Genomic DNA, 15,557 nt, shown 5'->3' with positions numbered 1-15,557 from the left:
AATTTGTCATCTCACATGCACCTCCTGCTCTCTCAGATAACTCTTTACTTCTTCTACGCTTGTTTCTTTATAATGGAAAATGGAGGCGGCCAGCGCTGCATCCGATTTCCCGTCTGTAAATACTTCTTTAAAATGCTGTGCGTTGCCGGCTCCGCCCGAGGCGATGACCGGAATCGATACCGCTTCACTGACAGCACGGGTCAACGCGATATTGAAGCCATTTTTTCCACCGTCACTGTCCATCGAGGTAAGCAGGATTTCACCTGCGCCAAGAGCTTCCACCTGTTTCGCCCACTGAACTGCATCGAGGTCGCGAAGCTTTCGGCCGCCGTGAGTGTACACTTTCCAGCTCCCGCTTTCTTCATCGTACTTTGCATCGATTGCCACAACGATACACTGAGAGCCGAAATACTGCGCGCCTTCCCGGACCAATTCAGGACGCAGGACAGCTGCCGTATTCAGAGAAACCTTGTCAGCACCTGCCCTCAGGATGGCTTTCATATCCTCAACAGCATTGATCCCGCCTCCGACTGTAAAAGGGATGGCGAGTTCTGCCGCGACATGCCGGACGACCTCGACCATCGTCTTCCGGCCTTCATGGGAAGCCGATATATCTAAAAACACCAGCTCATCCGCGCCCTGTCCGTCATACACTTTTGCAAGTTCGACCGGGTCTCCCGCATCTCTCAGCTCAACGAATTGAATCCCTTTTACAACGCGGCCGTCTTTTACATCAAGACAGGGAATGATCCGTTTTGTCAGCATGATCCGCCCACCTTTTTTAACGCCTCTGCAACTGTAAATTTGCCGGTGTAGAGAGACTTTCCGCAAATGGCGCCTGAGACTCCCTGCTCATGGTATTTATTAAGAGAAGCCAGATCTTCCAATGAACTTACACCTCCAGATGCAATCACTGATTTCCCTGTTTCCCTTGCAAGTTCCACAACCGCTTCAACATTTGGCCCGGAAAGCATGCCGTCTGTTGCGATATCAGTGAAAATAAAGGTTTCTGCTCCGGATTCAGCCAGTTCCCTGCCGAGTTCGACCGCCTTCAAGGAAGATGTTTCGATCCAGCCGTGCGTGGCCACATAGCCATCTTTTGCATCCAGACCGATCGCGATTCGGTCACCGTATGCCGCAAGCCATTCTTTCACTAATTCTGTGTTGGAAACGGCGATGCTGCCAATGATGACGCGGTCGACACCACGGTTCAGATAATGCTCGATGTCTTCTGAAGAGCGGATTCCTCCTCCGACCTGTACTTTCGCGCTTAATTTTTCAGCAGCGGCAATGACAAATTCATCATTGATCCTGGAGCCTTCCTTCGCTCCGTCAAGGTCAACCATATGGATCCATTCGGCGCCTTCATCGGCGAACTTTTTAGCCATTTCAAATGGAGAGTCGCCATAGATCGTTTCCTGATTGTAGTCGCCTTGTACCAATCGCACACATTTTCCTGCGCGCATATCGATGGCGGGATAGATTGTAAAACTCATGAAACTGCCTCCGATTCTTTTACTCGTTTTGTGAAGTTTGCCAGTAGCTGCATGCCCAATTGCCCGCTCTTTTCAGGGTGGAACTGCATGCCGTATATGTTCCCTCTGCTGACGACCGCCGGGATTTCAACGCCCGCATAGTCTGCAGTTGCTGCCAGAACATCCTTTGATCCAAACACATAATAAGAATGGACAAAATATACGTAGCCCTCTGACAATCCATCCAGAAGACGGGATTGCTTTTGAAATGATAGATGATTCCAGCCCATGTGCGGAACTTTGTACCGGTTCCCTTCGCTGTCTTGTTTCGGGATATGAATGACGCTGCCCGGAAGCAGCCCGAGACCTGGTGTTTGACCGTTCTCTTCACTTTTTTCAAATAGAAGCTGCATGCCGAGACAAATGCCGAGAAGCGGTTTGCCGCTACCTGCAAAGCTCAGGATGGTATTCTTCAGATGAGTAGATTCCAATAGGTTCATGGCGTCCTTGTAGGCACCGACTCCAGGTAAAATCAAACCGTCAGCTGACAGCAGCCTTTCACGGTCGTCACTGATGAAGTAGGGGACATTCAGCCGTTCGAGCGCTTTACTGACGCTGAACAGATTCCCCATTCCGTAATCTGCGATGCCGATCATGGCTTATAACATCCCCTTTGTGGAAGGGATTCCTTTTACACGCGGATCGATAGTCGTCGCTTCATCGAGCGCACGGCCGAGGGCTTTGAAAATCGCTTCGATGATATGGTGCGTGTTGTGGCCGTAGTGCACGATGACATGGAGATTCATCCTTGCTTCCAGTGCCAGCTTCCAGAGGAATTCGTGGACGTTTTCGGTATCGAATGTACCGACCTTTCCACTTGGAAGATCCGCTCGGAATTCAAGGTGCGGACGGTTGCTGAGATCAACCGCGACGGTTGCCAGCGCTTCATCCATCGGCACCATCGCAGAACCGTAGCGCTTGATGCCTTTCTTGTCGCCAAGTGCGTCGAGCAGCGCCTGACCAAGACATATCCCGATGTCCTCCGTTGTGTGGTGGTCATCCACATCCGTGTCTCCATTCGCATTGATCTTACAGTCAAACTGTCCATGCTTCGTGAACAGATCCAACATATGACTCATGAACGGAACACCCGTCTCAATCTCCGAATTTCCCTCCCCGTCAATTCCAAAACTCAAACGAATATCCGTTTCATTCGTCTTTCTCACAATCTCCGCACTTCTCTCCATAGCTGCTTCACTCCTTTAATGTACCGAGGGGTTTGGCATTTAGCTCACTAATGCGTCAGTCCCTCTTTTTGAATCGCATTTCGACTGCACGTGCGTGGGCTTCGAGTCCTTCGAGCCTCGCCAGTGCCGCTATTTTAGCTCCATTTTCCTTCAGGGCTTTTTCGCTGTAGGAAATGATGCTAGATTTTTTCATGAATTCGTCGACGTTCAAGGGACTTGAAAATCGTGCCGTCCCGTTTGTCGGCAATACGTGGTTCGGTCCTGCAAAATAATCGCCGACCGGTTCCGAGCTGTACCTGCCTAAGAAAATTGCTCCGGCGTGGCGGATTCCCGCCATCGTTTCGAACGGATCCGCCGTCAGGATTTCCAGGTGCTCCGGCGCCAGCTGATTCACCAGCTCCACACCCTTTTCCAAGCTGTCCACCACATAGATCGCACCGAATTCAGCGATCGATCGGCTGGCAATGTCCTCACGGGGGAGAGTCGACAATTGCAGTTCCACTTCCTGTGAAACGTTTTCGGCAAGTTCTTCACATGTTGTAACGAGAACCGCGGATGCCAGTGGATCGTGTTCAGCCTGGGATAACAGGTCTGCCGCTATCTCGTCTGCATGCTGATCCCCGTCCGCCAGTACGACGATTTCACTCGGTCCGGCAATCATATCGATATCGACATCACCGAATACCTCGCGTTTCGCGAGTGCGACGTATATGTTTCCCGGACCCGTTATTTTATCGACAGCGGAAATCGTTTCGGTTCCATATGCCAATGCGGCCACTGCCTGGGCTCCGCCGACTTTGTAGATGTCCTCCACTCCGGCGATTTTTGCAGCGACCAGGACTCCCGCGGACAGTTTCCCGTCTTTACCCGGAGGTGAGACCATCGTGATCCTCTTAACCCCGGCGACTTTTGCCGGCATCACATTCATCAATACAGAAGATGGGTAAGCAGCCGTCCCGCCTGGTACGTACACTCCGACTGAATCAAGAGGTGTCAGCTTCTGGCCAAGCATCGTCCCGTCCGGCTGAGTGGTGAACCAGGATGACTGCTTCTGCTTTTCATGAAATGCGGAGATATTATCTGCCGCTTCCTGAATCACTTTGACCATGTCGGTGTCCATGGCGGCAAACGCATCGGCGATTTCAACCTCTGTTACTTTGAAATCTTCCATTGATACACCGTCGAATTTCTCCGTGTATTCTCTCAGCGCCGCGTTCCCTTTTTCACGCACAGATGAGATGATGTGTTGAACGGCTCTGCGCTGCTCTTCGGTTCCGCCGTCGACTGAGCGCTTAATCGACGCTCCTTCGACCTCTCTTATAATCTTCATTCATTCCACCAGCCTTTTTAAAATAGACACCCTTTGCCTTTTTTCATAAAAAGGTCCCTCACCCTTCGATGATTCGGGTCAGCCTGGCAACCAGGTCCTCAATTTTTTCATCCTTCATCCGGTAACTGACCGGATTGACGATCAATCTTGACGTGATATCCACGATCGTTTCGTATTCGACGAGTCCGTTTTCCTTCAAAGTTCTTCCAGTTGAAACGATATCCACGATCCTGTCGGCCAGTCCGATCAGCGGGGCAAGCTCGATGGAACCGTTGAGCTTGATGATTTCCACCTGTTCCCCTTGCTCACGGAAATAAGTAGAGGCGACATTCGGGTATTTGGTCGCGATTTTCGGAGCCACATTACTCATTTTTGTCCCGGGAAGTCCCGCGACAGCGAGATAGCAGTCACTGATTTTCAAATCAAGCAGCTCGTAAACATTACGTTCCTCTTCAAGCATCACATCTTTCCCGGCTATCCCCAGGTCCGCGACACCGTGCTCGACGTAGGTTGGCACATCCATCGGTTTTGCTAAAATGAAGCGCAGGTCCTCTTGAGGCACCTCGATAATCAGTTTCCTTGATTCATCAAATTCCGGAGGCAGATCATAATCCGCTTTTCTTAACAGTTCGACCGCTTCTTCAAAAATCCTGCCCTTCGGCATCGCAATCGTTAAGCTGCTCATCGGTTGTCACCACCATTTCCGTTCCTGTCCTGTCCAACAACAAAGTGTACATTGCTGAACCCTTTTGTAAATTCATCCACGTCACCGACACCTTTCCAGTTCTGCATGACGATTTCTTTGCCTTCATTTCTGAGTTCAGACGCAAGTGTGATTGCTTCTTTTCTGCGTTCGTCACTGAATAGCACGCACTCTTGACTTGAAGAGGTTAATTCGATTTGCATGGCTTCGAGTACGTAGTCGAGGCGCATTCCGAAACCGGTTGCCCCTGATGTTTTGCCGAACTTCTCAAGCAGCTTGTCGTAGCGTCCTCCATTTCCGATCGCGAATCCGACGTTCTCACCGTATACTTCAAACAGGATGCCGGAGTAGTAGCTCATATGACTGACAAGACTGAGGTCGAATTTGATGTATTGTTCGACTCCGTAGTCCTTTAGAATGCTCCATAATTCCTTAAGCTGTTCCAGGGCTTGGAGACCTTTTTCACCTTCTAAAAGGGAGTGCGCTTCACTGAATACATTATCTGACCCTCTCAGTGTCAGAAAGCTGAACAAACGCTGTTTATCGATCGAGGACAGCGTCAGTTCATTGACGTGCTGACGATAGCCGACATAGTTTTTCTCGTATAGGAATCTTCTTAGAGTATTCGCCCGTTCTTCGGTCCCTACGATTTGCGTGAAGAGCTCATGCACAAAACCGATATGACCGATCGATATTTTAAAGTTATCAAGTCCCGCTTCTTTTAGGACGGAAATCATCAGGGCAATCACCTCGGCATCCGCACTGACGGAATCATCCCCGATGCATTCGATTCCCACCTGTTCAAATTCCGCCGGACGGCCTCCTTCCCGCTGCTGTGCACGGAATACACTGTCCGAGTAGGCAAGTCTGAGTGGTGTTCGGTCCTTTAAAAGTTTCGATGCGGCTATCCTCGCAATCGGTGCGGTCATATCCGGTCTCAATACAAGTGTGTGCCCCTGCTGATCGAGCAACTTGAAAAGCTGCTGGTCCAGGATTGCTGAAGCGTCCCCCACCGTTTCGTAGTATTCAAGTGAGGGAGTCTCAATGAATTTATAACCCCAGCGCTTCATTGCATCTTCCATTTTCCTTTTCGTTTGATCTTTTATCTCATATAAATCAGGAAATGTATCTCTCATTCCCAATGGCTTCTCGAACATGAATAGCTTCGTCATAAGAACCACCTTTGGCATAAATAAATATTGAATTATGATCCCCCATCACAAGGGATGTTACTATTAGTTGATTTTTCCGAATTCCTTTAGTTCGCTAATGTACTAATAAAATAAAGTTATTAGTAGTTTAGCTTCTCTTCTTTTATTCGTCAACCGTTGTGAGAGGATTTTTTGAATGGGTGGTGATGCGCAGACTTGAACGATGGAGAAAATTCGGCAGTAGGCAGAAATATCGGGGAAGCGGTTCCATTACTTATCATTTTGGCACGACATACCCGCAACTCGCACATTTCCGTGAAAAACAGCACGATTACCGCCGGAAGAGGCACAATACAGATGCCAGCTCCAACCAAGTTTTAAAACTAGAGTTGTATTCTAAAATCATATCCGTTTTTTTCTGCAGAAAAATGATCGGAGTGAGCAACCATTTGGTCCAAATTCACTAATCCCGACTTATCTTCGCAAATAAAAAAAGACAAAAACAGATTTTGGCAATCTATCTTTGTCTTTTCCCTTAATTAATTTATTTCAATCCAACTTTTACACGTACTTAAGAGGTTCATCCATACGGAAAGGTCATTTCACTAAACGATGCTCTAATATAGCATGGTTCATCCTTCTTAATGCGATATCAATCCGTTCTTTCGGACATGCAATGTTCATCCGGACAAAGGTTCGTCCGCATTCCCCGAATTTGAAACCTTCATCAAATTTGACTCTTGCTTTTTCGAGGAAGAAGGTGCAAAGCTCCTCACCCGACATTCCCAACTCACTGCAGTCAATCCAGATCAGATGCGTTGCCTGCGGTTCGATTGCTTTCAGCTCTGGAAGGTGCTGATTTAAATAAGTAAGGACATACTTCTTATTTTCTTCAAGAACCATAAGCAGTTCGTTTAACCATGGTTCACCCTCCTCATACGCTGCAATTGTCCCTTCAATTCCGAACACATTCGGTCTCATCAGACCATAGCCTGTCAGCTTTTCATTATACTTTTCCCTGAGTTCCTTGTTGGGAATGAGGAGGATAGAAGTTTGAAGCCCGGCTATATTGAAGGTTTTGCTTGGCGCTGCGCAGAGGATGCTGTTCTGTAATAAGCTTTCATCCGCTTTATAAAGGGGCATGTGTGTATGCCCTTCATAGACCAGGTCCCCATGCATCTCATCGGAAATAATCCACAGATTATTGCGCTTGGCGATCTCTCCGATTCTCTTCAGTTCCTCATGCGACCACACTCTCCCAACCGGGTTGTGCGGACTGCAGAGAATCAGGATTTTCGTATCAGGCTGGCACGCCTTTTTTTCTAAATCGTCAAAATCAATCGAGTAGAACCCGTCCTTGTAAAGCAGTGTATTCCGGATGACGGAACAGCCATGGTTTTCAATCGTACTGTAGAAAGGATAATAAACGGGGTCCTGGATGATGACACCGTCGCCTGGTTCAGTCAATACGGACAGTAATACGTTTATTCCCGGTATGATTCCGGGGCTGAAGCAGATCCACTCTTTGTCGATATCCATCTCGAAGCGCTTTTTCCACCAGGAGACGATCGATTCAAAGTATCGTTCGCTGAATGTCGTATATCCATAGATTCCGTGCTGCGCTTTTTGGTTGAGTGCTTTGACAATGGCTGGCGATACCTGAAAGTCCATGTCTGCAATACACATAGGTATGACATCTCCTTCAGGAAACGACCATTTTACAGAGTGTGTGTTTGTTCTTTCGATGCAATCATTCCAATTCATATCCCATGCCCCCAGTTTGTCTCTGTTCTTACTTTATTACAGATGGAAGGTGTGTTGAATAGCCAATTGGCTATAATCCTTGTTGAACACCGCTGTTGATTCCACGAGTCTCCGCTTTCCAAAAGGACGGCCGGTAACCTTCCTCGCCGCAGTTGAGCCTGGAGAATTCCACCCAATAATCAACAATAAGCTTATGTCTTCCCCTTCAAAAAAAATCTCCCTTAAACACCCAGACAAAAAGACAAAGACAGCTTTTCTCTAATCCGTCTTTGCCCGACCATTCAATCTTCGGTTTTCAACCCGTAGATTTCGTCTTCCTGCCAGCGCTGGGCGAGTTGCTCTTTGGTGTAGATGACACGCATGGGGTTTCCACCGACGAATGCGCCGGCGGGGACGTCTTTATGGACGAGCGTGCCGGCAGAGACGATGGCCCCGTCCCCGATACAGACGCCGGGTAAGATGGTCGTGTTTGCTCCGATCATGACTTCCGAGCCGATTTCAACGTCGCCAAGACGGTACTCTTTGATCAAATACTCGTGTGCGAGGATCGTGGTGTTGTACCCGATGACGGTATTCTTGCCGACGGAAATTTTTTCAGGGAACATGACGTCGAGCATGACCATGAGGGCAAAGGATGTCTGGTCACCGATGTTCATTCTCAGGAACGTTTTGTACAGCCAGTTTTTCAAGCCGAGAAACGGGGTGTAGCGGGCAGCCTGGATGATGATGAAGTTTTTGACGACTTTCCAGAATGGCACGGTTTTGTACACATGCCAGAGTGAGTTGCCTCCTGTTACCGGGTAGCGTGTCGTTCTTCTCATGCTGTCGGTACTCCGACCACCTTAAGTAAGTCAGGCATCGTTTCGAGCATGAAGTCCGGTTCGTACTGAGCGAGATGGTCGCGGCCTTTAGCACTCCATGCAACACCTGCCGAGAGGACGCCTGCATTTTTCCCTGCTAAAATGTCATGGTGATTGTCTCCGACCATGATCGCTTCCTGTGGTGACGACCCCAATTCTTTCAGGGCTTTTTCGATTGGTTCGGGATGAGGCTTCGCGTTCTCTACTTCATCAAGGGTAATCACCACGTCGAAAAATGGTCTGAGCTTCATCAAATCCAAGCCTTTCAATACCGCATCACGCACTTTCGTCGATACGATTGCCAGTTTGCAACCTTGGTTGTACAGCGTTTCGACGGTTTCATAGACACCTTCAAACTCGGTAACAAGAACGTCGTGATGTTCGTGGTTGTATGCACGGTAGTGAAGGCACATTTCTTCGGCTTTTTCCGGATTCAAGCCGATGAAGGATTCCTCCAGTGGAGGACCCATGAAGGGAAGCACGTCCACCTCTTTATACTGATCCGGATAGTAGTGATTCAAGGTATGAAGGAAGGAAGAGATAATCAGATCATTCGTGTTGATCAATGTTCCGTCCAAGTCAAATAATACTGTTGTAATTTTGCTCATAATGTTTCTTCCTTTCTTTTTTTGCATCAGTTCGGTTCCAAATATAAGCTACAATCATCGTCAACACGATCGCTGTGACGAGACGGATGAGTAAAAGCGGCAGGACCGGGATTCCGAGCGGGATAAAGATCAGCGTGTCTTCTACGACTGCATGGCAGGAGACGAGGAAGATGAAGGCGATCGTGACGTCCTTCTTGCTCACCCCGTCTTCTTTCACCGCCTGGATCATGACTCCGGCTCCATATGCAAGACCGATCACAAGGCCAGCCACCATCGTTGTCGAGGTGTTTGCATTCATCCCGAGCCCCCGTGTAGCAGGAGCCAGCCAGCGTGAAAAGACTTCCATCCATCCTAAATCCTTCATGATCTGGATGATGATCATCAACGGGATGACAATCATTGCGAGCTGCAGGACACCGTAACCGGCTTTTTCCAATCCGAGTAACAGAATTTCACCCCATCCATTGGGTTCTGCCTGCTGAGGGGGCATCATGCCGTATTTGGCCATCTCGGAGCCGCCGCTCCATACGAGGTTGATGATAATCGCTGAAATGAGAGCCAATCCGATCCGAACCGTGACGATCAGCCAGATTTTCACGCCGACTTTGGCGGCAACGGTCGACTCAATCAGCAGATTATGGGAAAAAGAAAGCATCACCGCAATGATGAAGACTTCTTTGACCGTCAAATCCAGTGACAGGATTCCGGCTATACCTGCGTACAAATTCAGGAAATTGCCGAGAACCAGCGGGATGGCAGCGTCACCCGATAGACCGATCATCTTCATGAATGGCGATATTTTTTCCATCACCCAGGGCAGGACGGGCGTGTATTGCAGTACAAATACAATCAATGTAATGGGAAAAATCACTTTCCCGAGGGACCAAGTTGTCTTTAATCCTGTCAGTCCGCCATTTTTAATAGATGACATCCACATTCTCTCTTCTCCCCCTTATCTGTGTTTCTGTTAACACCGGCTGTATAGAAATTGTTCGGTTAGTACAGATTTTTTTCAATCAAATGTTTTTACACATTTACTTCTTCGTTGCTTTTATCATGATAGGCATGACGTGCCATGCCTGATTTCCTTCTATAAATGATGAGTGCCGCACACGCAACGATCAGGACAATCGATATGACCTGTGCCATCCGTAAATATTCCGTCAGCATCAGGCTGTCCGTTCTCATTCCTTCTACGAATAAGCGGCCGATCGAGTACCAGATCACATATGAAAGGAATAATTCCCCGCGTCGAAGGTTCACTTTTCTTCTTATAACAAGAAGAAGAACGAAGCCGGCGATATTCCACAGTGATTCATAAAGGAACGTCGGGTGATAATAGGTTCCGTTTATGTACATCTGATCAATGATGAATTGGGGCAGATGAAGATTCTCCAGGAAGGCCCGCGTGACTTCACCGCCATGAGCTTCCTGATTCATGAAGTTGCCCCAGCGGCCGATCGCCTGCCCCAAGATGATGCTCGGAGCCGCAATGTCAGCCAGCTTCCAGAAAGAAATACCTTTTATTTTTGCAAAAACAAGAGCCGTGATCACGGATCCGATCAAGGCTCCATGTATCGCGATTCCACCGTTCCATACTTTGATGATGTCTCCGGGATTCTGGGAATAGTAATCCCATTCAAAAATGACATAGTATGCCCTCGCAGACAGGATGGCGATCGGAATCGCCCAGACAAGTAAATCGACAAACGTATCAGGATGAAGACCTAACCGCTTGCTTTCAGATATAGCTAAATATAATCCAAGTGCAATTCCTAGTCCGATGATGACGCCGTACCAGTGTACCTGCAAAGGTCCAAGCTGGAACGCGATCGGATCGATGGGTGTGATCGACTGGTTCATGGTTTCGCTCCTTTGTTGAAAAGTTGATTTTTATTATTAGATATCCTCGTTCACACCGTCTTCGATGACTTCAGAAAGGCGGTTCGTGAACTGTTCGGCTGCATTCACACCCATTCGTTTCAGTCGGAAGTTCATCGCCGCCACTTCAATGATGACCGCTAAATTTCGTCCGGGACGAACAGGTACTGTATATTTTGTAATATCAGTATCAATGATTTTCATTTTTTCTTCCTCCAGGCCAAGGCGATCGTACTGTTTCTTCTGATCCCAAAGCTCAAGATTGATGCAGAGGGTGATGCGTTTATAGTTACGCACCGCACCGGCACCGAAAAGGGTCATGACATTGATGATGCCTAGGCCGCGGATTTCAAGTAAATGTTCAATCAGGTCGGGTGATGTCCCGATCAGGGTATCCGTATCTTCCTGGCGGATTTCAACGCAGTCATCCGCAACAAGGCGATGGCCCCGTTTCACCAGTTCAAGGGCCGTTTCACTTTTACCGACACCGCTCTTGCCTGTGATGAGCACCCCGACCCCATAAATATCGACGAGTACACCATGCACCGCTGTTGTTGGAGCAAGCTTACTTTCCAGATAGTTGGTCAATCTCGAGGAAAAACGGGTTGTCTTCATGGACGAACGCATCACCGGGACGGATGTACGGTTTGCCGCTTCCACAAGTTCATCCGGAATCTCCAGGTCGCGGGATATGATGATGCCTGGTGTGATATCCGTGCACAGCGCCTCCATACGCCGCTTGCGTTCAGATTCATCCAGCAGCTCCAGGAATGAAAGCTCTGTCTTCCCGAGCAGCTGGATCCGCTCTGCAGGATAATAATTAAAGTAGCCAGCCATTTCAAGCCCCGGCCGTGATATATCGCTTGTAGTGATTGGTCTATGTAAACCTTCTTCTCCGCCAACAAGTTCCAATTTGAATTTCTCTATTAGATCTTTCGTTCGAACCTTTGCCAAAGCAAGCTCCTCCTTCGATTCTCCAGACATTTCGTTCGTCCTTCGAATCTTTTCTACTCTTTCCTATTTTAGCAATTATGCGCAAAAGCGCAAGAGCGCCGGCTGACCTGCATCAGCGCTGTTGGTTTCCGTGCAGGACTTCGCTTGCTGTGGATGACCCGTAACGCTGAGTTCCTGTGAGGTCTCACCTCGGCCGCTTCCTCTCCGCCTTGCACTCCTAACAACAGCCGGAACGTGCCTTTTTTAACATGAGGTTTCGGGAGACAAGTTTCCTCCAAATAAAAAAAGCGCAGTCCGGGGACTACGCTTCTTTGATGAAGGTCTCAATGGCTTTCATCATGGTTTGGTGGGTATCCATGGATGCCAATACATGAAAATCCTGTTCCAGGCTGTGATTCGCTCCGGGAATTAGATGAAGCTTAAGATGTGGATTTGAGGAAAGTTCTGTAAATCTCTCTTCGATGAAATGATGATCACTGTCCCCTATGAAACAAATCCCTGGTTGCTGACTATCCTTCATCGTTCCATAAACGATATCCTCTTTTAATAGAGGCGTCAGCCAGATGACTTTCGCTTCTTTGAATTCTTCCCTTGAAAGTTCGCGGCTCAAAGGGATGGTCCCGATCGATTTTGCTGCTAGGCAGTACGAATCGTAAGTGGTGCTTTCCAGCACTTCATCGATGACTTTTTTGGAGTCAGTCATCAAGGCCTCATCGAATTCCGAATCTGTTAAGTCGTTATATATCTCCGAACTGTATTGATAATTAATATGCAGTACGGCGAATTTTTCATGTAAAAACATGCCAGTCGGATAATGCAAGAGCGGACCCTGCACGGTGTAGCCTTCTCCCGGGAACATGATGGCCAGCCCCATTGGTTGATCAGTTTTGCTTAACAGCGTATACGGGACCTTCAATCCTTTATACCCGGTTATAGATGACAATATGATCTTCACAAGTGACCCTCCTCTTTTCCAACTATTTCTAGTTGGGGAGAGGAAAATCCTTTTTTTCATAAAAAGAAAAAACCCAGCCTGATTAGACTTGAGTTTATCTTTCTTGTTTCGATTTGAACACAGTGTTTTGGATAATCAGATTGGCAAGAGCCAGAATGATCGATGCAAGAATGGCCATTCCGAAACCTGATAATTCAAAGGCCTCACCCATAAGGCCGTCCGTCAGCAGCAAGGTGACTGCATTGATGACGAACAGAAACAATCCCAGAGTCAGGATGGTCACCGGCAGGGTAAGGATGATCAGAATCGGACGGATCAATCCGTTCAGGATCGATAAGATGAAGCTTGCCAGGACAGCCGCTCCGAAACTGGTTACATTGAACCCATCAAAGAAACCTGCCAATGCCACAAAAATCACTGCGTTAATTAAAATGCCAACAATCCATCTCATTATTTGATGGCTTCCTCCTCATTCGGCAGCACTAAGGCCATTAAGCCGTAAACGACAACCAGCGGAAAGAATCCCGTTGGAATCAATAAAATGATGAAGATCACTCGCAGAATGGTTGAATCAATTCCTGTAAATCGGGATAACCCGCCGATCACACCGGCCAACTTTCGGTTGGACCTCGAGCGTGCTAATTGTTTTTTCATACATTACACTTCCTTCTCATCTTATGCGTTGCCCTTCTTAACATTCTTCTCCCCGTCCTTTTTTATGAGGAAAGAATCGCAAAAAGATGGAGCTTGGGCAAAGGGGACTGGTACTATACGCAGACCGCTTCTTTCCACCCTGGATATAAATGTAGTAAGTCAGCCATCTTTACGAAAGGACAACGTTCGTATAGTACATTTATTCCCCCCTGCACCCTACTTAAACGAAAGTCATTCTTTATACGTTATCCTCTTTCCTGTCTTCCGTCTTTTTAATAAGGACAGATCCCGTCTTCGTTTCCGCAAACAGGTGAAGCTTTTCTTCGGCGTCTGTCTTCCGGTTGAAGCGGATATGCTTTTGAACGACATCATTCTTTTCTTCTACAACGTCGATACCTTCAAGCTCCATCTTGAATCCGCCGAAGTTGGATTTCGCTTCTCCCGAAATGTTGATGCTGGACGGTACATAAATATCGACACTTCCTGTTACCGTTTTTGCATGAAGCGTGTCAGCTTTGGCACCTGTCAGAACGCAGACAATGTTTCCATTCAGGGATTGAGCATCTGTATAGTGGATATCCCCTTCCACCTGAACCTTCCCGTTGATCGATTCGGCTTCAACTTTTTCAGCTTTTGCGTTCACAACTGTAATGGCACCGTTCGATGTTTCAACTTCTGCTTTCTTGCTGGTCAAATGGTCGATCTGGATTTTCCCGTTGGCTGATTTCGCCCGGAAGTAATCGGCTTCGATATGGTCAGCTTTCAGACCGCCGTTGAACAGCCGTACAGAAATATTCTCATACTGCTGCTTCGGTATATATACCTTAGAATCCACCTTCATCCATTTCAACTGGGTGGAGTAATAGAGCGTTTCTTTGTCAATGGCAAAAGAGGTGTTTTCCATGAACTGCTTACGTGCGTCTTCACGGTCTTCCGTACGGTACACTTTCGCCTGGCACTCTACTCTTACCTCTTCGCCATCCCATGGAATGAGTTCCACCTTCCCGTTCGCCACATCGATATCCACCTTTTTAAAGGCTGTGTCAGGCTGCTGGAAAACGTGTGACACTTCGACCGACTGATTCCACTGGAAATCGAAGTCGAAGTTCTTTATTTTAGAAAAAGCGGTATTCATGAAATCAAGGAGCTTATCCTTCGTTTTATCTGATTTATAACCATTACTTGTGTCACCCTTTTTTTCTTCTTGAAAAATGGATACGAATTCATCAAGGAAATCCTTTTCTTTTTCCTTTGAAGGTTCTGTTTTCTTGTCGAGTGCTTCAAGGAGTGTCAATGCTTCCTGGGCAGTGAGCGTTCCCTTTTCCACCATATCGAGAATTCGTTTGCGTTCTTCATTCATAACATTTCATCCCCTTATCATTTTGTTCATTACAGAAGTACTTTGATTCCTTTGTAGACGTTCCAAATGACGATAATGATATTGATCAATATGAATAATCCGACCATCAAGAAGAAAAAGACAGGAAGTCCGGAGCCGGTGGCAAAAATCCCGATATCCAAAAAGATGCCTGCGAACAGGAACGGAATCGCGATAATCGGTATGATGTGAGAAAGCAATGCCGCTTTGGCATCCTTCTTAACATGCGGGTTATCTGATACGAAATAAACGATGATCGGAAAGATAAATCCGGCAAAAAATATACTAAAATAGCAAAGCGCGGATATTACCTTGTTGGTCTCCATCTTCATCATCTCCTTTACTATTATTTACGATACGTTTGCGAAAAGGTTTCATTCTCAAAAAAAATTCCTTCCATAATCATTTTCTCACAGGACATTCTTCGTTTTACTCCATCTGAGGTCTGAGTTTTTGTCAGTACGGGGCTGTGTTTTGCAGAAAGAGGCCGATGTGAAATAAAAAAAGCGTGCAGACATCGCATTGTCTGCACGCTTTCATATCATTCATTCCTGCCGGTCTTTAAACTCCTGCCATATCTCCACCAAAAGTTCTGAA

Annotated in this window: 18 protein-coding genes; all 18 read right to left on the bottom strand. The window is 47.3% G+C overall.

Annotated elements, in window-relative coordinates:
• Nucleotides 1-6: 6 nt before the first annotated feature.
• Nucleotides 7-765, bottom strand: coding sequence for an imidazole glycerol phosphate synthase subunit HisF (gene hisF / locus HP456_RS10270; protein WP_172250671.1), 759 nt, complete (start codon nucleotides 763-765; stop codon nucleotides 7-9).
• Nucleotides 759-1,496, bottom strand: coding sequence for a 1-(5-phosphoribosyl)-5-[(5-phosphoribosylamino)methylideneamino]imidazole-4-carboxamide isomerase (hisA, locus tag HP456_RS10265; protein ID WP_172250669.1), 738 nt, complete (start codon nucleotides 1,494-1,496; stop codon nucleotides 759-761). The genes hisF and hisA overlap by 7 nt, the downstream gene beginning before the upstream one ends.
• Nucleotides 1,493-2,131 carry an imidazole glycerol phosphate synthase subunit HisH gene (gene hisH / locus HP456_RS10260; protein WP_172250667.1) on the bottom strand — a complete coding sequence of 213 codons (639 nt, stop codon included), beginning with the start codon at nucleotides 2,129-2,131 and terminating at the stop codon, nucleotides 1,493-1,495. The genes hisA and hisH overlap by 4 nt, the downstream gene beginning before the upstream one ends.
• A 3-nt stretch (nucleotides 2,132-2,134) precedes the next feature.
• Complete coding sequence (gene hisB / locus HP456_RS10255; protein ID WP_172250665.1) at nucleotides 2,135-2,722, bottom strand: imidazoleglycerol-phosphate dehydratase HisB; 588 nt, start codon at nucleotides 2,720-2,722, stop codon at nucleotides 2,135-2,137.
• Between the two features lie 55 nt (nucleotides 2,723-2,777).
• Nucleotides 2,778-4,052, bottom strand: coding sequence for a histidinol dehydrogenase (gene hisD / locus HP456_RS10250; RefSeq protein ID WP_172250663.1), 1,275 nt, complete (start codon nucleotides 4,050-4,052; stop codon nucleotides 2,778-2,780).
• 58 nt (nucleotides 4,053-4,110) lie between these two features.
• Nucleotides 4,111-4,737 (bottom strand): ATP phosphoribosyltransferase, encoded by a 627-nt coding sequence (gene hisG / locus HP456_RS10245; RefSeq protein WP_172250661.1) that lies wholly within the window; start codon nucleotides 4,735-4,737, stop codon nucleotides 4,111-4,113.
• On the bottom strand, nucleotides 4,734-5,927 hold the full coding sequence (locus HP456_RS10240; protein WP_172250659.1) for an ATP phosphoribosyltransferase regulatory subunit: 1,194 nt from the start codon (nucleotides 5,925-5,927) through the stop codon (nucleotides 4,734-4,736). Before HP456_RS10240 ends, hisG begins: the two co-directional genes overlap by 4 nt.
• Before the next feature lie 576 nt (nucleotides 5,928-6,503).
• Nucleotides 6,504-7,670, bottom strand: coding sequence for a MalY/PatB family protein (locus HP456_RS10235; protein WP_172250657.1), 1,167 nt, complete (start codon nucleotides 7,668-7,670; stop codon nucleotides 6,504-6,506).
• A gap of 281 nt (nucleotides 7,671-7,951) precedes the next feature.
• Entirely contained in the window at nucleotides 7,952-8,491 is a 540-nt protein-coding gene (locus HP456_RS10230) for an acyltransferase (protein WP_172250655.1), read from the bottom strand.
• On the bottom strand, nucleotides 8,488-9,138 hold the full coding sequence (gene ppaX / locus HP456_RS10225; RefSeq protein ID WP_172250653.1) for a pyrophosphatase PpaX: 651 nt from the start codon (nucleotides 9,136-9,138) through the stop codon (nucleotides 8,488-8,490). Before ppaX ends, HP456_RS10230 begins: the two co-directional genes overlap by 4 nt.
• Nucleotides 9,110-10,075, bottom strand: coding sequence for a nucleoside recognition domain-containing protein (locus HP456_RS10220; protein ID WP_172250651.1), 966 nt, complete (start codon nucleotides 10,073-10,075; stop codon nucleotides 9,110-9,112). Before HP456_RS10220 ends, ppaX begins: the two co-directional genes overlap by 29 nt.
• Before the next feature lie 89 nt (nucleotides 10,076-10,164).
• Nucleotides 10,165-11,001 carry a prolipoprotein diacylglyceryl transferase gene (gene lgt / locus HP456_RS10215; RefSeq protein ID WP_172250649.1) on the bottom strand — a complete coding sequence of 279 codons (837 nt, stop codon included), beginning with the start codon at nucleotides 10,999-11,001 and terminating at the stop codon, nucleotides 10,165-10,167.
• 36 nt (nucleotides 11,002-11,037) lie between these two features.
• Nucleotides 11,038-11,973 carry an HPr(Ser) kinase/phosphatase gene (gene hprK / locus HP456_RS10210; protein WP_172250647.1) on the bottom strand — a complete coding sequence of 312 codons (936 nt, stop codon included), beginning with the start codon at nucleotides 11,971-11,973 and terminating at the stop codon, nucleotides 11,038-11,040.
• 301 nt (nucleotides 11,974-12,274) lie between these two features.
• Nucleotides 12,275-12,928 carry an alpha/beta hydrolase gene (locus HP456_RS10205; protein ID WP_172250645.1) on the bottom strand — a complete coding sequence of 218 codons (654 nt, stop codon included), beginning with the start codon at nucleotides 12,926-12,928 and terminating at the stop codon, nucleotides 12,275-12,277.
• A 94-nt stretch (nucleotides 12,929-13,022) separates the two neighbouring features.
• Nucleotides 13,023-13,379 carry a phage holin family protein gene (locus HP456_RS10200; RefSeq protein ID WP_172250643.1) on the bottom strand — a complete coding sequence of 119 codons (357 nt, stop codon included), beginning with the start codon at nucleotides 13,377-13,379 and terminating at the stop codon, nucleotides 13,023-13,025.
• Nucleotides 13,379-13,582, bottom strand: coding sequence for a PspC domain-containing protein (locus HP456_RS10195; RefSeq protein ID WP_172250641.1), 204 nt, complete (start codon nucleotides 13,580-13,582; stop codon nucleotides 13,379-13,381). The genes HP456_RS10200 and HP456_RS10195 overlap by 1 nt, the downstream gene beginning before the upstream one ends.
• Before the next feature lie 238 nt (nucleotides 13,583-13,820).
• Nucleotides 13,821-14,942 carry a DUF4097 family beta strand repeat-containing protein gene (locus HP456_RS10190; protein WP_172250639.1) on the bottom strand — a complete coding sequence of 374 codons (1,122 nt, stop codon included), beginning with the start codon at nucleotides 14,940-14,942 and terminating at the stop codon, nucleotides 13,821-13,823.
• A 29-nt stretch (nucleotides 14,943-14,971) separates the two neighbouring features.
• Nucleotides 14,972-15,286: a magnetosome magnetite crystal formation protein family gene (locus tag HP456_RS10185; protein WP_172250637.1), complete on the bottom strand. Its 315-nt coding sequence runs from the start codon at nucleotides 15,284-15,286 to the stop codon at nucleotides 14,972-14,974.
• Nucleotides 15,287-15,557 lie beyond the last annotated feature (271 nt).

This window comes from Bacillus haikouensis (assembly GCF_013179555.1).
Classification (GTDB): Bacteria; Bacillota; Bacilli; order Bacillales; family Bacillaceae_B; genus Rossellomorea; species Rossellomorea haikouensis_A.
Note: the sequence above shows the minus strand (reverse complement) of the source record. Positions and strands in the feature narration are given on the sequence as shown.